The organism is Streptomyces sp. NPDC039424 (assembly GCF_055639495.1).
Genome location: NZ_JBVKAI010000007.1, coordinates 92,555 through 110,261, shown reverse-complemented (window position 1 = coordinate 110,261; position 17,707 = coordinate 92,555). Strand labels below are relative to the sequence as shown.

The window sequence follows — 17,707 nt, the reverse complement described above, 5'->3', positions numbered from 1 at the left end:
GTACGACGGCCCGACCCGGCGCCGGGAACGGTGGCGGGTCGGTGGACAGGACGGGAGTGACGTGGTTTCCGAGCACGAGGGCATGGAGCGGGCACACGAGGGTGACGGCGACGGTGATGGCGACGCCGGTCTGCTCGAAGGTCTTCACGTCGACCAGCGGCGGCCGGAGAGGCCGCTGCTGCTCAACGCCGACGGAAGCCCCATAGAAACCTGGCAGGAGAACTACCCGTACCGCCGCAAGGTCAGCCGGGCCGAGTACGACAGGACGAAGCGGCTCCTGCAGATCGAACTGCTGAAGATGCAGCGCTGGGCGAAGGAGACCGGTCAGCGGATCGCGGTCATCTGCGAAGGCCGGGACGCGGCGGGGAAGGGCGGCACCATCCAGCGGTTCACCGAGCGCCTCAACCCGCGCGGCGCCCGGGTGGTGGCCCTGGAAAAGCCGACCGAGCACGAGGCCGGGCAGTGGTACTTCCAGCGGTACGTGGCGCATCTGCCGGGCCGTGGGGAGATCGTGTTCTTCGACCGCTCCTGGTACAACCGGGCGGGCGTCGAGCGCGTGATGGGTTTTTGCACGGAGGCCGAGTACCGGCAGTTCCTGGAGCAGGCGCCGCTGTTCGAACGGCTGCTGACCAGCGACGGCATCCTGCTGGTGAAGTTCTGGTTCTCGGTCTCCCGGGCCGAACAGCGGACCCGGTTCGCGATCCGCCAGGTCGATCCGGTCCGCCGCTGGAAACTGTCGCCCACCGACCTCGCCTCCCTGGACCGGTGGGACGACTACACCGCCGCCAAGGTCGAGATGTTCCGCGCCACGGACACCGCGCACGCTCCATGGACTGTCGTGAAGAACAACGACAAACGACGGGGCCGGCTCGAAGCCATGCGCAGTCTCCTCGACCGCTGCGACTATCCGGCGAAGGACCACGCGGTCGTCGGCAAGCCCGACCCGTTGATCGTCGGCGCCGCGGACACCCTGCTCGAAGCCGGTGAGGAGCCCACCGACCTCTCCCCCACCCCCCTGGCCGGGCTCCGCAGCGGGCCGGGACTCCATCCGGACGGGCAGGGCAGCGAGCGATGAACGGCCGTGGCCCGGGCCCGGACGCTCCAAGGAGCATCGTGGCGTAGGGCCCCGCGAGACCCGGGAACGTGCGCGCTCGTGGGGCGGCGGGTTCAGGCGTCGACGACCGCAGTGGCGGCGGGCGCGGCCTTGGTGAAGCGCGGCAGGGCGGCGGCGCCGACCGCGAGCAGGGCGACGATGCCCATCTGCGCGTACTCGACCCCGGCGAACGCGTGGGCGACGTCGTGCGGCGCCAAGGCCAGATAGAGCGTGCCGAGGGTGGCCACGCCCAGCGCCAGTCCGCTCTGCTGCAAGGTGATCAGCACCCCGCTGCCGATACCGGCCAGATGGGTGGGAACGTCGGCGAGCACGCTGCGGAACAGACCGGCGAACAGCATCGACTGACCGGCACCGGCCAGGGCCAGCGGGACGGCCATCGCCCACAGGCTGACGTGCGGCCAGTTCCGGAGCAGAACCATCACCAGGCAGACCAGTCCGGCGAGTTGGACGACGGCGCCGGCCGAGAGCGCGGCCCGGCCGAACCGGGTGATCAGGCGGGGCGCGACCAGTGAACCGGCGAAGAAGAGCAGGGCCATCGGCAGGATCGCCAGCCCGCTGTGCAGGGCGTCGGCGTGCAGTCCGTTCTGGACGGTCAGGGCGAAGACGAACATGAACGCGCCGAAGCCGATGCTGAAGGCGAACACCATGGCCAGTCCGCGGGCCATCGACGGCAGGCGCAGCAGGGACGGCGGCAGCAGCGGGACCTCGCCGCGCTGCTCGGTGCGCTTCTCCACGACGTAGGTGACGGCCCCCAGGACGACCGCGACGGCGAGCAGCAGCCAGGTCCACCAGGGCCAGCCCAGGGAGTGTCCCTCGCTCAGCGGCCCCAGCAGGGCGGTCAGGGTGGCGGCGAACAGCACGGTGCCGGGGAGGTCGATGCCGACCGGATGGCGCGAGCGGGTCTCGGGCACGATCCGGGCCGCCACGAACAGCACCATCACGCCCACGGGTACGTTGACCAGGAAGATCGGCCGCCAGGAGGTGCCGGCGATGTCGGCGCCGACCAGCAGGCCGCCCACCAACTGCCCGACCACGGCGGCGATGCCGGAGGTCGCCCCGTAGAGGGCCACGGCACGGGCCTTGCGCTCTCCCGCGAGGACGTGGTGGAAGGTCGCCAGCACCTGCGGAATGAGCAGGGCGGCGGTGGCGCCCTGGACGATGCGGGCCGCGATCAGCGCGTCCACGCTCGGGGCGACACCACAGGCCAACGAGGCCAGCACGAAGCCCACGAGCGCCCCGAGGAAGACCCGACGGCGTCCGTAACGGTCGCCCAGTCGTCCGCCAAGGACGAGCAGGGTGGCGTACGCGACGCCGTATCCGGCGATCACCAACTCCAGGGACGATGCCGTGGCGTGGAGCGAGGCGTCGATGCTGGGCAGAGCCACGTTGGTGATGAAGAAGTCCACGATCGGCATGAACGCGCCGGCCAGCAGGATGAACACCCCGACGGGGTGCAGCCCGCCCGCGCGGGCCGCGGCATGGGGCGAGAGTGCACGTGTTCCGGCGCGCCGGGAGGAAGTAGTCGTCGTCATGACAGCTCTCAGAAGGTTGATGCGATGGTTTGATGTTATGAACTCATAACTATGAACTCATAATGAGTATGTGCCTATAACTACTTCCCGGCAACCCCGTACCCTGGAGCCGTGATGGAGGACCCGATGGCAGGACCGGACCACGAGCAGCGATGGGCCGAACTGGCCGACCTCGTGCTGATCATCAGCCGGGAGATCCAGTTCCGCGGCTACACCGACGAGCGGGCGGTGCCGCTCTCACCGTCCGAGGGCATGGTGATGCGCTACCTGCAGCGCGAGTCCGCGGCCCCGCCGAGCCGCATCGCCGCCGCGACCGGGCTGCAGCGCACCAACCTCTCCACCGTCCTGGGCGGCCTGGAGCGCAAGGGCCTCGTCGAGCGACGCGCCGACCCGGGTGACGGACGCGGGGTCACCGTGCACACCACCGAACGCGGACGCGCTAACTACGCCCTCGTCCGCCGGGAATGGGCCACTGCCGTCGCCGAGGCCGCCCACCATGACACCGAACACCTCGACGCCGCCCTCACCCTGCTCACCGCCGTGGAGACCGGCCTGGCCGGGACGCGCCCACGGCCCCGCACTACACGTCCGGCAACGGGAGACTGACCGGGCGGCCGTCCATTCCCAGGAGCATGCCGAGAGCAGACCGGCTTGCGGCTAAAGTGCGGGTGCGACGCGACGAGGGGAGCGGCCCGTGGCCAAGGTCAACATCAGTCTGGACGCCGAACTGGTAGTGGAAGTGATGGTCCTGGCAGGGATCGGCTCGCCCCAGGACGCGGTCGAGGCGGTGGTGCGGGACTACATCGCCCGCGGCCACCGCACGGAGGCCCGCACCGAGCTCAAGGACCGGAGTCTGCGCGAGGTCGACGTCAAGCCACAGGAGCCGCAAGGCTGATACCCAGTGGTGCTGGACAAGATCGGTTTCGAACACGTCCGGAACATCACAGAGGACGACGGCAGTACGACCCGGGTGTCGACCTACTGCCCGCATACGACGGACAAGGCATCCCCTGCCTGATGGCCGCGCCGGGCGGGGCGGGTGTCGCGGTCAGTGTCTTCCCGCGCGGGACAGGGCGTCCTCGGCCTGTCCGGCCAGGGCGGTGACGAGACCGGCCGCGGGTGGCCGATCGGTGATGAGGTCGACGGCCTCTCCGGTCCATACCGGCAGCGGCGGCACCTCGCCCCGTGCCACGTCGTCCTGGTAGTCCCGCTGGGCCCGCGCGTCCGCGGCGAGTTCCGCTTCCCGGCCCCGCCATCGGTCGAGGTAGCGATGGCCCAGAGTGCGAGCGGTGTACCGGGAGGGCCGGCTCGAGCCGCGGGCGATGTCGAGTACGCGGTTGCGCCCGGTGTCCTGACCGCGTCCCTCGACGAGCGCGGTGGCGATCGACGGGTGGACCAGGGCTTCGGCCGTGGCCTGGAAGCGGGTGCCGATGACCGCTCCTGCGGCCCCCAGGGCCTTCCCGGACGAGGAACTGCGCAACATGGCCATTGTCCTCGACGACCTCGAACAGCCCATCGGCACCCTCTCCGGCGGCCAGGGCCAGTGTGTGGCCATCGCCCGCGCCGTCTACTTCGGCGCCCGCGTCCTCATCCTGGACGAGCCCACCGCCGCCCTGGGCGTCAAACAGTCCGGTGTGGTGCTGAAGTACATCGCCGTCGCCCGCGACCGCGGCCTCGGCGTCATCTTCATCACCCACAACCCCCACCACGCCTACATGGTCGGCGACCACTTCAGCGTCCTGCGCCTGGGCACCCTCGAACTCTCCGCCGACCGCACCGAGGTCAGCCTCGAAGAACTCACCAACCACATGGCCGGCGGCGCCGAACTCGCGGCCCTCAAACACGAACTCGCCCAAGTCCGAGGCGTCGACGTGGAGGAACTCCCCCAGGAGAAGGACCTCACCGCGCCCGTGGCGACCTCTCCGGAAGGGACCCCCTGAACCACGGCCGAAGAAGAGAGCGCGGTGGCCCGGCAGCGGGTATGCCGGGCCACGATGCGGTCAGCGGGTCCCGGTGCGCTTTTCGAGGCGGGTGCCGTGGCGAAGGGTGATCGACATCAGGTCGCTGGGGGCGTTCAGTTCCAGGCGGTGCCAGCGGCCGCGGGGAACGATCACGGCGGTGCCCGCATCCAACCGCACCACGTCCTCGGAGCCGCCGGGCTCGGTGGGGCGGAAGTGGAGGCGGACCCCGCCGGTCAGGCAGCACACCGCCTCTTCGGCCGCCGGGTGCATCTCCCAGTGGTCGGCGTGGACATCGGCGTCGGTCTCCACATGGAAGGTCGCGATCTGCCAGGCACCGCGGTCACCGCTCGTCATCTGCCGCTCGGCGGCCCGGACGGCGCCGCCGGGGTGGAACTGCAGCGCTGAGGCGAACAGGTCGATGGGTGTCGTCGTCATGACGGCGTTCCTTCCAGTCGGTTCTCCGCGAGGGCGGCGGGTCGCGGGACGGGTGGGGTAGCCCGGCGTCGGGGCAGCACGCCGATCGCCACGACCGCCGCGAGCAGGAAGAGGGCGGCGGCGACGGCCAGCCCCAGGGCGTAGCCGTCGTTGAGCGCGGTGGGGCCGGTGGCCGTGCCGGTGCGGTGCGCGGCGACGGTGGCCAGGGCGGCCAGGCCGATGCAGCCGCCGAGTTGGCGGGAGCTGTTCATGAGGCCGGAGGCCATACCGGCCTCGCGGGGGGCGATGCCGGTGGTCGCGGCGGCGACGATCGGGGCTATGACCAGTCCGACGCCGACTCCGGTGATGACGCAGGGGCCGAGCACGTCCGTGAGGAAGCCGCCGTCGGGACTGATGAAGGCGAACCAGGCCAGGCCCGCGGCGGCCAGCAGGGCGCCGGGCACCAGCGCGGCACGGGGGGTGCGGGCCGCGGTGACGCGGGTCGCGACGAGGGTGCCCGCGACCAGGCTCACGGAGAAAGGCAGGAACGCGGCGCCGGTCGCCGCGGCGCCCATGCCGAGAACCTGCTGCATGTACAGGGACACGAAGTAGAACGCCGCGAACTGCCCGGCCGTGGAGAAGAACACCAGCAGGTTGGCGCCGGCGACCCAGCGGCTGCGCAGCAGGCCGAGGCGCAACAGCGGTGCGGTGGCCCTGGATTCGGCGAGAACGAAGGCGGCCAGGAGCGTGGCCGCGGCGCCGAGGATCAACAACGTGGCCGGTGAGCCCCACCCTTGGGTGTCGGTGCGGACGACACCGAACACCAGCAGCCCGACTCCGCCGGTCGCCAGGACGGCGCCGAGCACGTCCGGCCTCTCGCGCCGGGTGGGGCGTGCTGCGGCGGGCACGCCTGCGTGAACCAGCGCGAGAGCCACCGCGACGACGGGCAGATTGATCAGCATCACCCAGCGCCAACCCGCGTACTCGGTCAGCAGCCCACCCGCCAGCACCCCCAGCGCTCCCCCGGCGGCGTTCACCCCGCTCCACACCCCGAGCGCGCGCACGCGTCGCGGGCCCTCGGTGAACGTGGTGGTGAGCATCGCCAGCGCGGCCGGGGTGGCCGCGGCGGCCCCCAGGCCCTGACCGGCCCGGGCGGCGATCAACTGCCAGGGTGCCTGGGCCAGCCCGCCCACCAGTGAGCACACCCCGAAGACGGTCAAGCCCAGTACGAGCAGCCGACGGTGGCCGTACAGGTCGCAAGCGCGGCCCCCCAGCAGCAGAAACCCGCCGAAGGTGAGCGCGTAGACGTGTACGACCCACGATAAGTCGAGCGGCGCGAATCCCAGCGCGGTGTGGATCGCGGGCAGTGCGACGTTGACCACCGACATGTCCAGGGCGACGACGAACTGGGCGACGGCAGCCGCCGCCAGCACCACGCCAGGGCGCCCTCGTGAGTTTTTATACATGTAAGGAAAGTAGCGTCAGGGGAGCGTCGTTGTCGACACCTGGGGGATGATGGAGGCATGCCGCAACCGTCCGCACCGCGCAAGACCCTCGGCCGGCCTCCTCGCATCTCCCGCGAGGAGGTCGTCGACACGGCCCGTCGGCTCGTGGCCGAGGAAGGCGTGGACCGGCTGACCATGCGACGGCTGGCCACGGAGATCGGCAGCACCCCGATGGCGCTCTACCACCACGTCCGCAACAAGGAGGAACTGCTCCTCCTGCTGCTGGACGACTACGCCGCGCGGACGCTGCGCCGACCCGAACTACCCGCCCACCCTCGCGAGCGGATCGTCGTCGCCGCCGCCGCGATCCACGAGGCACTCGCCGCCTGCCCCTGGATCGTGGAGGTACTGACCGCCGACGACCTGATGTCGACGTCCGCACTGTGGTTCGTCGAGCAGATCGTGGACGGCCTGGTCGAATGCGGGCTGCCCCCCGAGCGGGCCGTGCACGGTTACCGCGCGATCTGGTACTACACCGCCGGAGAGATCGTGATCCGGACGACAGCGGCCCGGCGGCGCGCGGACGATGACCGTGCCACCTATCGGGAACAGGTCTTCGCCGAACTCGACCCGGACGAGTTTCCCCGCTTGGCGCAGGTCGCGGCCGACTGGGCGCCCCTGACCGCGGAAGACACCTACCTGGACGGGCTACGAGCCATGGTGGACGGCCTCGTCACTCGCTGACGGGTCAACAGGGCCGCGTCCAGGTCCACCGAGAGCAGGGCCACCGAATGCAGCGGGTGACTGATCATATCGGTCACGCCGCACAGTCAATCAGGGGACGCGGCTCAGGAGGTCTGGGTGTGGTGGTCCAGCAAGCGGGTGAGGAACCGCACGAGTTGGTCGCGTTCGGCCGGACTGAGCGGTGCGAGCAGTTCGTCGTGGAGGTCGTCCAGGACCTTGTCGAGGAGGCGCAGGTGGCGGCGGCCCCGGGTGGAGATCGTGATGATGTTGCGGCGCCGGTCGCCGGGATCCGGTGCCCGCTCGACGAGGTCACGCTCGACCAGTTCGTTGAGCACGCCGACCATGTCGCTGCGGTAGATGCCGGAGCGCCTGCTCAGCTCCGCCTGGCTGCCCGGCCCGTACTCCTGCAGTGAGGCGAGCACGGCGTAGTGCCACTTGCGGGCGTCGGCCCTCGCCAGCCCTTCGCTGATCAGCCGGTCCGACCGCATGGTCAGCTGCGACAAGAGTCGGCTCGCACGTCGGCGCAGCCTGTCGGGCGTCTTGAGCACGCCGTCGTCGGGTACGTCCTCGGCTTCGGCTCTGATCATGGCGCCCATCCTAATCCATTGCGTTAGTCCGACTAACGATATACGTTCAGTCATGCCTAAAACGTTAGTGCGACGAACGTTTACCGAGCGAACCCCAAGGAAGGAAGCTCTTGCCCACCAAGACACTGCAGATCCCCACCACCGACGGCCAGGCCGACGCTTTCGCCGCCTTCCCCGACCGTGGCGAGCGGCACCCGGGGGTGCTGCTGTACAGCGACGCCTTCGGCGTGCGGCCCGAACTGGAGGAGAGGGCCCGCGAACTGGCCGGGCACGGGTACTACGTGCTCGTCCCCAACCTCTACTACCGGCACGGTCCGGCACCGATGATCGAACTTCCCGAGCACATCGGAGAAGAGATCCGGCCCGCGGTCATCGCCCAGTTGATGCCCTGGATCGAGGCGCAGACCACCGAACGCGTCCTGCGCGACGCCGACGCCTACCTCAGGTTCCTCACCACCCGGCCCGAGGTCAGCGCCGGACCGGTCGCCGCGATCGGCTACTGCATGGGCGGCCCCTGGGCGATGCGCACCGCGGCCGCCCACCCCGACCGGGTGGCCGCCGTGGCCGGATTCCATCCAGGCTTCCTGGTCACCGACGCGCCCGACAGCCCGCACCGCCTCATCCCCGAGCTCACCGCCGAAGTCCACCTCGGCCTCTCCGGAAACGACATGTCGTCCGAGGCCATCAGCGAGCTCACCCAGGCCCTGGACACCGCAGGTGTCGGCTACACCTGCGAGATCTATCCCGGCACCGTCCACGGCTTCACCATGTCCGACACCGACGCCTTCAACCCCTCAGGACTGCAGCGCCATTGGGACCGCCTGCTCCCCCTCCTCGGCCGCACCCTGACCACTCGGCCTTCCGATCGCCTCACCGGCTGATCCGACGCGGGACCGCCACCGCGACGAGCTTGTCCGGGTTGCGGATGGCGTAGACGCTGGTGATCTTCCCGTCGATGATCTCGACCAGGAAGACGCCTTCCGGGTGGTCGCCGCTGCAGACCACCATCGCGGGCGTGTTGTTGCAGTTGACCACCTTGATCCGCGGGTCCGCCAGCCGTCCCATGCGGAAGATGCGCATGAGAACCGCGGCCACCTGCTCCGCCCCCACCACCGGCCGACGCGCCGCGGTGGTCTTGCCGCCGCCGTCCGCGGTCCAGGTGGCGTCCGGTGCGAGCAGCGAGAGCAGCCCCTCCAGGTCGCCGGTGGCCGCCGCGGTCATGAACTGTTCGGTGATCCGCGCGGTCTTGGCCGCGTCGACGGGCTCGAAGCGCTTACGCCGCGCCCGCACGTGCTCGCGGGCGCGGTGCGCCACCTGGCGCACCGTCACCGCGGACTTGGCCACCGCCACGGCGATGTCGTCGTAGTCGAAGCCGAACACCTCGCGCAGCACGAACACCGCACGCTCATCGGGGGTGAGTGTTTCGAGCAGCACGAGCATCGCCATCGACACCGACTCGGCGAGCACCACGTCGGCCGACGCGTCGTTCTCGTCGAGCAGCAGCGGTTCGGGCAGCCACGGGCCGATGTAGTCCTCGCGACGGCGCGCACCCGCCCGCAGTGTGTTGAGCGCCTGACGGGTCACCAGCTGCGCCAGGTACGATTTGGTGTCCCGCACCGTCGCGAGGTCGACGTCGGCCCACCGTAGGTAGCTGTCCTGCAGCACGTCGTCGGATTCGGTTGCCGAGCCGAGGATCTCGTAGACGATCGTGAACAGCAGCGGCCGCAACAGGGTGAACCGCTCGGCGTGCTCGTCGGTGCTCACGGGGAGGTGACCTCCTGTGCGGCGGAGGTCGGCCGCGCGGGACGCGGGCCGCCCTTGGGCCAGCCCATCGAACCCGGGTCGCGGGCCTCCCGGCAGATCCTCTTCGACACTACGAACTTGCAGGTCACCTCCTTGATCGCGGCGCCCAGGCGGCCGCCGATGTAGACGTTCACCGCGGTGTCGTCCTTGCGGGCGAGCTGTCGGACGGCGGCGCGTCGGCCGAGGCTGACGCACGCCCCCGTGAAGGCCAGGTCGATCACCGCCGGTTCGGTCCCCGCGATGCGGCTCAGCACGGTGTCGGCCGCCCGTGCCCCGAGCGGCCCGGCTGCGTAGCCGCTCATCCGCAGCGGCCGGCCCGACGGCGCGGCGGCGTCGCCCGCCGCGATGACGCGGTCGTCGTCGACGCTGGTCAGCGTCTCGTCGGTGAGCAGCCGACCGAGCGTGTCGGTACGCAGCCCGCTCGCCGCCGCCAGCTTCGGCACACCGAAGCCCGCCGCCCAGATGGTCAGCGCGCTCGGACGCACCGCACCGCCGGCAGAACCGTCGGCAAGGACGACCGCATCCGGCCGGACCTCGGTCACCACGCCCTCAAGCACGGCGACACCGTGCCGGGTCAGCCACTTGGTGACGTATCGGCGCCCCGGCGCACTCAGGGAGGGCGCCAGGGTCCGGCCGCGCACCAGCGTGACCGTGCGTCCTTGCTCGGCCAGTTCGGCGGCCGTCTCGATGCCGGTGAGTCCGCCGCCGACCACGGTGACCGGAGCGTCGAGGGGCAGTTCCTCCAGCCTGGCGCGCAGCCGCTGCGCGGACTCGAACTCGGCGATGGGCACAGCGCATTCGGCCGCGCCAGGCACCGATGGCGGTGTCGCCGCGGTGCTGCCGACCGCGTAGATGACGTAGTCGTAGTCCAGGGCGTGGCCCGACGCCAGCCGCACGGTGCGGGTGGCGGTGTCGATGCGCGTGGCGCTGTCGACGAGCAGCTGGATGCCCTCGCCGAGCAGCGTGCCGTAGTCAATCGTTGCGTTGCCGGTACGGGCCACGAACTGGTGCAGCCGGATGCGTTCGACGAACCGCGGGCGGGGATTGACCAGAGTGATGTCGACGTCGGCGCGCGTCCGCAGACGGTTGGCCGCGAGCGTTCCGGCGTAACCACCGCCGATGACCACGACTTTGCTGGGGTTGCTGTGTTCAGTCATGCCCTCAAGACACCGGTGACCGCCGGGACGTGACACGATGCGACGTGACGCACGTCACCCCCACAGGACAGAAGACCTCGGAATCCGATCACGATCCGCAGGCGGAGTGACGCCCGATCCAGCCGGTGGCGGCCACCACCTCCCGCGCGATGTCCACGACAGGACGTCCGTCGGTCACCACTCGCACGGTCCCTTCGGGGACCCGCTGCTCCAGGAGCCGTGCCTTGCGGAGGCTGCCTCGCAGCTCCTTCTCCAGCTCCGAGCCTAGTTCCCGGCCCACCAGCCGCTCGCGGGCGGTGGTATCGGATGCGGTGAGCAGGACCCGTACGATCCGCGCCCCGGCCCCCATGGCGCGCTGAAACATGCCCGTCGCCTCGGGCAGCACGCTCACCGTGTTCGTATAGATCAGACGGCGGTAGCCGCGCTGGGCGTAGTTCGCCCACACCGCGGTCAGGTTGCTCTCGGTGATCTCCGAGCGGTCGGGGTCGCCCTCCGGTGCCGGATGCACCTGCCCCATGAAGTCACCCTCGATGACCGCGTGGGAGACCGCCGCCGCTCGCAGCAGCGCCGAGACCTCCCACCCCACCGTCGTCTTGCCCACACCGGCCCGACCGCCGATGAGAAGTACCTCCGCGTCTTCCATGGAGGCAGCGTGCCAGCGGGCGACCACCTCACGCGATCCGATATCGATCCACCCCGCGCTGTCCGCCGACCCCGCTCTCCACTCCCTGGTGGGCCGGACCATGGCAGTATGGCGGTTTCGACGATCTTGGGGGCTGTCCGGATGCGCACGCCTGCCGACTACCTCGAACCGGCTCGTGCTGAGAGCGACGGTGCTGTTCTGCATCGTCTCGTGCGATGCCCGTACCCGTTCGTCTGGCAGGCGCTGGCCGCCAATCCCCACACCCCGCCCGAGGCCCTTGTGGAACTGAGCGCGGTCCGCGACAGCGTGTGGAACGACAACAAGCTCCTTCACCTGTTGTCGACACACCCCCGAGCGGACCGCGCCGTGCTCAGAGCTGTCCTCGCCGCCACGGCAGCCAAGCTCGCGGAGGGAGAACGTCCCTATGCCGCTGTGCTCGCTCTGGCAGGCCGGGTGGAACTCGACGTGGACGAAGTGAGGGAGCTCGGAGACCTTCGCGGAGCTTCCAACCGGCTGCGCAGCGGGCTCGCCCGGCGTCTGAGCGGCCGGGGGTGAGGGGGACGGCACTCACCGGGGCACCGATCACATGGGGAGGGAGAGCAGGTGTACCGCTCCGGCGGGCCAGTCCGCGCCGTCGCGCAGTGGCGTCCACATCGTCCGCAGCGGCATGACGACGGTTCCTCCCGGTTGCTGGACGTGCACGTCCTGCTCGACGGTTCGCCAGCCGAGTCGCTGGTAGAGCGGGACGAGGGGCGGTCGGCAGAAGAGCAGCCCGTGCCGCGGTCCCATCGTCCGGGCGTGGTCCAGAGCCGCCGATACGACCGCCCGTGCCAGTCCCTGTCCCCGCAGATCGGGAGCGACAGCCACCCCGCCGACACCCACGACCTCGGTGCCGACCCCGCCGATCGAGAGGGGCAGCCGCAGCAGACCGGCGTGCGCGACGAGGCGGGTCTTGTACCTGATGCCGAAATGCTCCTTCTTGGGCAGCCATGTCAGCCCGGCGTCCGCGACACCGAACGGATCGGCACTGTCGCCGAGGATTTCGGTCTGCTGGGCCCTCGTGTAGTCCGGGAGCCGCACCACGGTCGGCGATGTGGAAGAGAAGTCGTCGGTCATCTCGCCATGATCTTGGCCGTACCGGCTCCGGACAACTGAGAAGCGGAGAGCCCTGGTTGACGTGTGATCGCGTCGGCGCCATAGGGTCGGGGCATGGTGACCGAATTCAGCGCTGCGTTCCTCCTGGAGGCCGAACGGCATGCCGCCTGGGGCGCGGCCCAGCTCGAAGCCCTGACCGCGTTCCTGCCCGAGGGGCCGTGGAACGCCGACCTGTCCTCCTGCCGGTACCGGCAGGGCGACCTGGAGCTGCGCGTGGCCGTGCTGGGGACCTACGACATGGACGAGCAGTCCTGGATGTGGGGTTGGGCGAACCCGGGGCTGCAGGGCAGCGAGGTGGTTGCCCTGACGGGCGCGGTCGAGCGATACGGGCGGACGCACGGCATCAGCGAGCTGACCGACGGGATCGTGCGTCTGTCCGGCTTCGACGACCCGCGGCGCGCGGCGGAGATGCTCGCCTTCACCGGGATGGGGGTGGCCGGGGCGCCCGGGTACCTCGGCGTTCCGGCAGGACCGGCCACGCAGGTCTACTTCATGCCCGAGGACAAGCAGGTTCCACGCGTCGGCCCGGACCCGGTCGCGCTGCCGCGCACGCTCCTCAACGGAGCGGCCTTGATCGGGTGTTCGGCCCGGCACGTCGTCGGCGGGTACTTCGATCACCACGGCATACCCCAGCGGGTCGAGGGCGAGCGGATCGTCGCCGACCTGGGCGGCGGCAGCGCGGTCGAGGTCGCCTTCGACGCCGCCGGCCGGATCGCGAACGTGGAGGTCAAGGCCATGCCGGGAGCGCGGCGCTGACCGCGTCCGCGTGCTCGTGTGCGTCGGTGAAGCCGAACAGGGCGGCCTGATGGTCAAAACTTGTACATGAACGCTTGTGGGACTTCGCGGCGGCGGCAGATCATTGGCCGAATCTCACTCGTACCCCGAGCCCGCAGGAGCCCCCGGTGGCCGCTGGCCAGATGACCTCAGAGCCGGCCGGCCCGCCGGCGGCAGCCCAGGCCGAGCGGCAGAAGCTGCGCAAGCACTTCGGCCGCTTCGACATCCTCTTCTTCCTCCTCTGCACCATCGTCGGGGTGGACACCATCGGCACGGTGGCCTCGTCCGGCGCCGAGGCATTCACCTGGCTCATCGTCCTCGCCTTCGTGTTCTTCGTGCCCTCCGCGCTGCTGACCGCCGAACTCGGGGCCGCGTTCCCGGACGAGGGCGGCCCCTACATCTGGACCAGCCGGGCCTTCGGACGCCTCGCCGGTGCCGTCAACAACTTCCTGTACTGGATCACCAATCCGGTGTGGCTCGGCGGCACCCTCTCCGTTTCCGCCGTCACGGCCTACACCACCTTCTTCAACGACGGGAAGGACCTGAGCACCCCGGCCTTCTACGCCTTCACCCTCGTGTTCGTCTGGGTGGGCGTGCTCGCCGCGATCCTCTCCTTCGACATCGGCAAGTGGATTCCCACCATCGGCGCCTGGAGCCGTTTCGTCCTGCTCGGCCTGTTCACCGTCACCGTCGTGGTCTACGGCGCCAAGCACGGCCTGCACGGATTCGGGATCGCGGACTTCTCCCCGACGTACGCGGGCTTCGTCGGCCTGGTGCCCGTGCTGATGTTCAACTACGTCGGATTCGAGCTGCCCAACACCGCCGGCGACGAGATGACCGACGCCCAGAAGGACGTGCCCTTCGCCATCTTCCGCAGCGCCGCCCTCGCCGTCCTCCTGTACGCGCTGCCGATCCTCGGCATCCTGCTGGTTCTGCCGGTCAAGGCGATATCGGGGCTCGGCGGATTCATCGACGCGATCCGGCAGGTCTTCACCGTGTACGGCGGCCATGTCGCCGCCGACGGCACGGCCACCCTCAGCGGCGCCGGCAGCCTGCTCGGGGACCTCGCCGCGCTCCTGTTCATCCTCACGGTGCTGTCCTCCGGCGTCACCTGGGTCATGGGCTCCGACCGCGCCCTCGCCGTCTCCGGCTACGACGGCGCGGCGCCCCGGTTCCTCGGCGTCATCTCCAGCCGGTTCGGCACCCCGGTACGGGTCAACGTCCTCAGCGGGGTGGTCTCCACCGTCGTCCTGGTCCTGGCCCACGAGCTGACCGACGGCAGCGCCGCCAAACTCTTCGGGGCCGTCCTCGGCCTCGCCGTCTCCACCACCCTCGTCAGCTACCTGGGCATCTTCCCGGCGCTCGCGGTACTGCGCCGCAAGGCCCCGGACGTCCCCCGCCCGTACAGGGCCCCCCTCCCCCGCACCATCAGCGTGGTGCTCACCCTGCTCGTCCTGTTCGCCAGTGTGCAGCTGGTCGCCCCGGGACTCGGTGACCACTGGTTCGGCTCGGACTACGCACCGGACGGCTGGAGTCACGGCGAGCGCTGGAAGTACCTGCTGACGGAGGCCGTCCCGCTCGCCGGTTTCATGCTCCTCGGCGTGCTCTTCTGGGCCCTGGGCAAGCCGACCCGCACCTCACCCGCCGCCAAGGACTAGCACGCCGCCCGCCCGTTCCGCGCCGCCCTCGGAACTCCTGGAAGTCCACCGGTTCGGGCGAGCGGATGACCAGGCCCCGGCCGCCGTACCCGCCCCACACCCGGTGGTCGGGTGCCAGGGACCGCAGGACGTCGATCTCCTCACGGAGGGCCAGGGCGACCCGCGGGCCGTCCGCCGAGCTGAACTCGCGGGCGACGCCCAGGCGTTCGCACAGCAGGGCGGCGTACCGGCCGGCGTCGGCACAGGAGCCCTCGACCAACTGGAAGCGGCTGGCCACGCACGCCTGCTGGTTGAAGAACGTGGCGTCGGCGGCCCTCCCCGTAGCGCTGGAGCGTTCGAACTCGTCGCCGGCGGCGCGGGCAACTGCTGGGCGGTCGCCCAGAGCCTGCTGGGCGTGGAGCGCGGGAAGGAGGCGGCACCAACCCTGTTCCGGGCCGAGCTGGAGCGCCTCGTCGAGCTGGCCCGCCTGTACGGAAAGGACCGGGATCCGGCCGTCCGGCAGCGGATCGCGTGCTGGTCCGAGGTCGAGATCATGCGCTACCTCGGCTACCGGATCCTCACCGGCTGGCTCATGGGCGCCGAGCCGGGCCCCCAGTCGTCGATCGCCAAGCTCTACTGGAGCGAGCACCACACCAGGGTCACCGACCTGGCGATGGACATCATGGGCCTGCACGGGCAGGTGCCGGTGGGCCGGGCGCCGCTGCGCTCCTCATCGCTCTCTCCGGGACGATCTACGCCGGGACGTCCCAGGTGCAGCGGAACATCCTCGCGGAGAAGGTGCTGGGGCTGCCGCGCGAGCCGCGGGCCTGAGCGGCCGGTCGCCGCCGCCGTCAGCGAAGGGCGCCCTTGGTGGCGTCGGCGATGAACCCGCGGGCGAAGAAGGTGAACACCAGCACCAGCGGGATGACCGACAGCAGCACCCCGGACATCACCATGCTGTAGTCGGTGGAGTGGCCCGCGTACAGCTGTGCCAGTGCCACCTGGAGGGTGAGGCGGTCGGGGTTGACCAGCATCACCAACGGCAGGATGTAGTCGTTCCAGGCGGCGATGAAGGTGTAGATGCCGAGGAACGCCAGGGCCGGCCGGACACACGGCAGCACCACGTGCCAGTACAGGCGGAAGAACCCGGCACCCTCGATGCGGGCGGCGTCCAGCAGTTCGTCGGGGACGCTGGTGGTGGTGTACTGGCGCATCCAGAAGATGCCGAAGGCGTTGGCGGCGGCGGGCACGATGAGCGCCTTGAGGGTGCCCAGCCAGCCCAGCTGCACCATGATCTCGTACTGCGGGATGATCGCCAGCTGGGTCGGCAGGATGTACATCGACAGCAGCACACCGAACAGGAACTTCTTGCCCGGGAAGTCGTACTTGGCGAAGGCGAAGGCCGCCAGGGAGTCGAAGAACAGCACCAGCAAGGTCGTACAGACCGCCACGATCACCGTGTTCAACAGCGACCCGAAGAAGTTCATCCTGCCGAACAGGTGGTGGATGTTGGTCAGCAGGTTGTCACCGAACCACAGCTTCGGCGGGTAGCTGTAGATGTCCTGCGAGGTGTTCGTCGCCATGACGACGATCCAGTAGAACGGGAACACCGAGATGACCACGCCGAGCATCAGGATGGCATGGACGCTCAGCCCCCTGACGCGCTTGCGGTTCAAGCCGTTCATGGCCGTCGCTCCTTACGCTGCACCAGGCGCCAGTTGATGACGACGATGAGCAGGATCAGCAGGAAGAAGGCCCAGACGATGGCGGCCCCGTAGCCGAAGTCGTTGTTGTCGAAGGCCTGGTGATAGAAGTACAGCAACGTGGTCAGGCCCGCCTGGCCCGGCCCGCCGGAGTTGGGGTTGGTGGCCGCCTCGCTGCCGAACAGCACCTGCGGTTCGGTGAAACTCTGCAGGCCGGTGACAGTGGAGATCACCACGGTGAACAGGATGATGGGCCGCAGCAGCGGGATCGTGATGGAGAAGAAGATCCGCGCCGGGCCGGCCCCGTCCATCCTGGCAGCCTCGTAGAGCTCCGAGGGGATGGCCTGGAGACCGGCCAGGTAGATGATCGCGTTGTAGCCGGTCCACTGCCAGGTCATCAGGGCCGCGATCACCAGCTTGATCGTCCACTCGTTGCTCATCCACGGCACGGCGGACAAGTGCGCCGAGCGGAGGATGGCGTTGATCAGGCCGAAGTTGTTGCTGAAGATCGCGCCGAAGAAGATCGCGATGGCCACCAGCGAGGTGATGCTGGGGATGAACAGGGCCACCCGGTAGAACGCCGTGAAACGCTTGGTGGAGTTCACCAGCACCGCGAGCACCAGCGCGAGGAAGAGCATCGGCACCGTGGACAGCACCCAGATGACGAGGGTGTTGCGCACGGACAGCCAGAACACCGGGTCGTCCCACAGGAAGCGGAACTGCTGGAACCCGACGAAGTGCATGTCGCCGATGCCGTCCCACTTCTGGAACGCCAGATACACGGTGTAGATCACCGGGAAGAGCATGAAGACCGAGAAGATCAGGTAGTAGGGCGAGATGGCCAGGTACTGCGGCCAGTGCCTGGCGACCCGCCGTCGCGGCCCGGGCCGGGCCCCGGCCGACACCGGGCGGACCCGGCGGCCGTGCCGTCCCGGACCGCCGCGCGGGCGGTCCGGAGCCGGCCGGCCGATGGGTCCGGTGCCGGATCCGGAGGTCGGTCCGGTGGGTGCCGGGCCGGCTACCGGGCTTGACGACATG

General features: G+C 69.9%; 20 protein-coding genes and 1 pseudogene. 10 read left to right on the top strand and 11 right to left on the bottom strand.

What is annotated here, in order from left to right:
* The first annotated feature begins 82 nt into the window (after positions 1–82).
* Entirely contained in the window at positions 83–1,075 is a 993-nt protein-coding gene (gene ppk2 / locus ACZ7L0_RS19465) for a polyphosphate kinase 2 (RefSeq protein ID WP_471243995.1), read from the top strand.
* Between the two features lie 92 nt (positions 1,076–1,167).
* On the opposite strand, the gene ACZ7L0_RS19460 is transcribed toward ppk2, so the two are convergent.
* Positions 1,168–2,646: an MFS transporter gene (locus ACZ7L0_RS19460; RefSeq protein ID WP_471243712.1), complete on the bottom strand. Its 1,479-nt coding sequence runs from the start codon at positions 2,644–2,646 to the stop codon at positions 1,168–1,170.
* A 126-nt stretch (positions 2,647–2,772) separates the two neighbouring features.
* Between ACZ7L0_RS19460 and ACZ7L0_RS19455 the strand changes: the two genes are divergently transcribed.
* A complete protein-coding gene (locus ACZ7L0_RS19455; protein ID WP_471243711.1) occupies positions 2,773–3,252 on the top strand; it encodes a MarR family winged helix-turn-helix transcriptional regulator in 480 nt (159 codons plus the stop codon).
* Positions 3,253–3,340: 88 nt separating this feature from the next.
* Positions 3,341–3,541, top strand: coding sequence for a type II toxin-antitoxin system VapB family antitoxin (locus ACZ7L0_RS19450; RefSeq protein WP_471243710.1), 201 nt, complete (start codon positions 3,341–3,343; stop codon positions 3,539–3,541).
* A gap of 153 nt (positions 3,542–3,694) precedes the next feature.
* On the opposite strand, the gene ACZ7L0_RS19445 is transcribed toward ACZ7L0_RS19450, so the two are convergent.
* The gene (locus ACZ7L0_RS19445; protein WP_471243709.1) at positions 3,695–4,129 is read right to left on the bottom strand and encodes a nitronate monooxygenase family protein; all 435 of its coding nucleotides are present in this window, start codon (positions 4,127–4,129) and stop codon (positions 3,695–3,697) included.
* Here ACZ7L0_RS19445 and ACZ7L0_RS19440 point away from each other — a divergent pair.
* Positions 4,110–4,586 (top strand): annotated as a pseudogene (locus ACZ7L0_RS19440) (ATP-binding cassette domain-containing protein); the annotation flags it as partial. The gene ACZ7L0_RS19445 and the pseudogene ACZ7L0_RS19440 overlap by 20 nt on opposite strands.
* Positions 4,587–4,646: 60 nt before the next feature.
* Here ACZ7L0_RS19440 and ACZ7L0_RS19435 read toward each other — a convergent pair.
* Together ACZ7L0_RS19435 and ACZ7L0_RS19430 are read right to left on the bottom strand one after the other, a co-directional pair.
* Positions 4,647–5,042, bottom strand: coding sequence for a cupin (locus tag ACZ7L0_RS19435; protein ID WP_471243708.1), 396 nt, complete (start codon positions 5,040–5,042; stop codon positions 4,647–4,649).
* Positions 5,039–6,487 carry an MFS transporter gene (locus ACZ7L0_RS19430; RefSeq protein WP_471243707.1) on the bottom strand — a complete coding sequence of 483 codons (1,449 nt, stop codon included), beginning with the start codon at positions 6,485–6,487 and terminating at the stop codon, positions 5,039–5,041. Before ACZ7L0_RS19430 ends, ACZ7L0_RS19435 begins: the two co-directional genes overlap by 4 nt.
* A 57-nt stretch (positions 6,488–6,544) precedes the next feature.
* On the opposite strand from ACZ7L0_RS19430, the gene ACZ7L0_RS19425 reads away from it, so the two are divergent.
* A complete protein-coding gene (locus tag ACZ7L0_RS19425) occupies positions 6,545–7,210 on the top strand; it encodes a TetR/AcrR family transcriptional regulator (protein WP_471243706.1) in 666 nt (221 codons plus the stop codon).
* 104 nt (positions 7,211–7,314) lie between these two features.
* Here ACZ7L0_RS19425 and ACZ7L0_RS19420 read toward each other — a convergent pair whose 3' ends face one another.
* Entirely contained in the window at positions 7,315–7,797 is a 483-nt protein-coding gene (locus ACZ7L0_RS19420; protein ID WP_471243705.1) for a MarR family winged helix-turn-helix transcriptional regulator, read from the bottom strand.
* Between the two features lie 110 nt (positions 7,798–7,907).
* On the opposite strand from ACZ7L0_RS19420, the gene ACZ7L0_RS19415 reads away from it, so the two are divergent.
* Complete coding sequence (locus ACZ7L0_RS19415) at positions 7,908–8,678, top strand: dienelactone hydrolase family protein (protein WP_471243704.1); 771 nt, start codon at positions 7,908–7,910, stop codon at positions 8,676–8,678.
* Here ACZ7L0_RS19415 and ACZ7L0_RS19410 read toward each other — a convergent pair.
* The 3 genes from ACZ7L0_RS19410 to ACZ7L0_RS19400 form a co-directional block, all read right to left on the bottom strand.
* A complete protein-coding gene (locus tag ACZ7L0_RS19410) occupies positions 8,668–9,561 on the bottom strand; it encodes an RNA polymerase sigma-70 factor (protein ID WP_471243703.1) in 894 nt (297 codons plus the stop codon). The genes ACZ7L0_RS19415 and ACZ7L0_RS19410 overlap by 11 nt on opposite strands.
* Positions 9,558–10,757 carry an NAD(P)/FAD-dependent oxidoreductase gene (locus ACZ7L0_RS19405; protein WP_471243702.1) on the bottom strand — a complete coding sequence of 400 codons (1,200 nt, stop codon included), beginning with the start codon at positions 10,755–10,757 and terminating at the stop codon, positions 9,558–9,560. Before ACZ7L0_RS19405 ends, ACZ7L0_RS19410 begins: the two co-directional genes overlap by 4 nt.
* Positions 10,758–10,845: 88 nt before the next feature.
* The gene (locus ACZ7L0_RS19400; RefSeq protein WP_471243701.1) at positions 10,846–11,400 is read right to left on the bottom strand and encodes an AAA family ATPase; all 555 of its coding nucleotides are present in this window, start codon (positions 11,398–11,400) and stop codon (positions 10,846–10,848) included.
* A gap of 108 nt (positions 11,401–11,508) precedes the next feature.
* Here ACZ7L0_RS19400 and ACZ7L0_RS19395 point away from each other — a divergent pair, with 108 nt between their 5' ends.
* Positions 11,509–11,955, top strand: a complete 447-nt coding sequence (locus tag ACZ7L0_RS19395) for a hypothetical protein (protein ID WP_471243700.1) — start codon at positions 11,509–11,511, stop codon at positions 11,953–11,955.
* Positions 11,956–11,982: 27 nt separating this feature from the next.
* Here the strand turns inward: ACZ7L0_RS19395 and ACZ7L0_RS19390 are convergent, their stop codons facing one another.
* Entirely contained in the window at positions 11,983–12,516 is a 534-nt protein-coding gene (locus tag ACZ7L0_RS19390) for a GNAT family N-acetyltransferase (protein ID WP_471243699.1), read from the bottom strand.
* Between the two features lie 93 nt (positions 12,517–12,609).
* Here ACZ7L0_RS19390 and ACZ7L0_RS19385 point away from each other — a divergent pair, with 93 nt between their 5' ends.
* The 3 genes from ACZ7L0_RS19385 to ACZ7L0_RS19375 all read left to right on the top strand — a co-directional run bounded on the left by ACZ7L0_RS19385 (position 12,610) and on the right by ACZ7L0_RS19375 (position 15,852).
* Entirely contained in the window at positions 12,610–13,311 is a 702-nt protein-coding gene (locus ACZ7L0_RS19385) for a DUF6882 domain-containing protein (RefSeq protein ID WP_471243698.1), read from the top strand.
* Between the two features lie 161 nt (positions 13,312–13,472).
* Positions 13,473–14,987: an APC family permease gene (locus ACZ7L0_RS19380; RefSeq protein ID WP_471243697.1), complete on the top strand. Its 1,515-nt coding sequence runs from the start codon at positions 13,473–13,475 to the stop codon at positions 14,985–14,987.
* Between the two features lie 103 nt (positions 14,988–15,090).
* Positions 15,091–15,852: an acyl-CoA dehydrogenase family protein gene (locus ACZ7L0_RS19375; protein WP_471243696.1), complete on the top strand. Its 762-nt coding sequence runs from the start codon at positions 15,091–15,093 to the stop codon at positions 15,850–15,852.
* Here ACZ7L0_RS19375 and ACZ7L0_RS19370 read toward each other — a convergent pair.
* Both ACZ7L0_RS19370 and ACZ7L0_RS19365 read right to left on the bottom strand, forming a co-directional pair.
* Positions 15,818–16,651: a carbohydrate ABC transporter permease gene (locus ACZ7L0_RS19370; protein ID WP_471243695.1), complete on the bottom strand. Its 834-nt coding sequence runs from the start codon at positions 16,649–16,651 to the stop codon at positions 15,818–15,820. The genes ACZ7L0_RS19375 and ACZ7L0_RS19370 overlap by 35 nt on opposite strands.
* Positions 16,648–17,706: a carbohydrate ABC transporter permease gene (locus tag ACZ7L0_RS19365; RefSeq protein ID WP_471243694.1), complete on the bottom strand. Its 1,059-nt coding sequence runs from the start codon at positions 17,704–17,706 to the stop codon at positions 16,648–16,650. The genes ACZ7L0_RS19370 and ACZ7L0_RS19365 overlap by 4 nt, the downstream gene beginning before the upstream one ends.
* Between the last annotated feature and the right edge of the window lies 1 nt (position 17,707).

Coding starts and splice junctions, on each gene's coding strand:
- ACZ7L0_RS19380 (WP_471243697.1), top strand. CDS start 13,473: ATGACCTCAGAGCCGGCCGGCCCGCCGGCGGCAGCCCAGGCCGAGCGG.
- ACZ7L0_RS19370 (WP_471243695.1), bottom strand. CDS start 16,651: ATGAACGGCTTGAACCGCAAGCGCGTCAGGGGGCTGAGCGTCCATGCC.
- ACZ7L0_RS19455 (WP_471243711.1), top strand. CDS start 2,773: ATGGCAGGACCGGACCACGAGCAGCGATGGGCCGAACTGGCCGACCTC.
- ACZ7L0_RS19445 (WP_471243709.1), bottom strand. CDS start 4,129: ATGTTGCGCAGTTCCTCGTCCGGGAAGGCCCTGGGGGCCGCAGGAGCG.
- ACZ7L0_RS19390 (WP_471243699.1), bottom strand. CDS start 12,516: ATGACCGACGACTTCTCTTCCACATCGCCGACCGTGGTGCGGCTCCCG.
- ACZ7L0_RS19425 (WP_471243706.1), top strand. CDS start 6,545: ATGCCGCAACCGTCCGCACCGCGCAAGACCCTCGGCCGGCCTCCTCGC.
- ppk2 (WP_471243995.1), top strand. CDS start 83: ATGGAGCGGGCACACGAGGGTGACGGCGACGGTGATGGCGACGCCGGT.
- ACZ7L0_RS19400 (WP_471243701.1), bottom strand. CDS start 11,400: ATGGAAGACGCGGAGGTACTTCTCATCGGCGGTCGGGCCGGTGTGGGC.
- ACZ7L0_RS19365 (WP_471243694.1), bottom strand. CDS start 17,706: ATGTCGTCAAGCCCGGTAGCCGGCCCGGCACCCACCGGACCGACCTCC.
- ACZ7L0_RS19395 (WP_471243700.1), top strand. CDS start 11,509: ATGGCGGTTTCGACGATCTTGGGGGCTGTCCGGATGCGCACGCCTGCC.
- ACZ7L0_RS19430 (WP_471243707.1), bottom strand. CDS start 6,487: ATGTATAAAAACTCACGAGGGCGCCCTGGCGTGGTGCTGGCGGCGGCT.
- ACZ7L0_RS19460 (WP_471243712.1), bottom strand. CDS start 2,646: ATGACGACGACTACTTCCTCCCGGCGCGCCGGAACACGTGCACTCTCG.
- ACZ7L0_RS19420 (WP_471243705.1), bottom strand. CDS start 7,797: ATGATCAGAGCCGAAGCCGAGGACGTACCCGACGACGGCGTGCTCAAG.
- ACZ7L0_RS19405 (WP_471243702.1), bottom strand. CDS start 10,757: ATGACTGAACACAGCAACCCCAGCAAAGTCGTGGTCATCGGCGGTGGT.
- ACZ7L0_RS19435 (WP_471243708.1), bottom strand. CDS start 5,042: ATGACGACGACACCCATCGACCTGTTCGCCTCAGCGCTGCAGTTCCAC.
- ACZ7L0_RS19385 (WP_471243698.1), top strand. CDS start 12,610: ATGGTGACCGAATTCAGCGCTGCGTTCCTCCTGGAGGCCGAACGGCAT.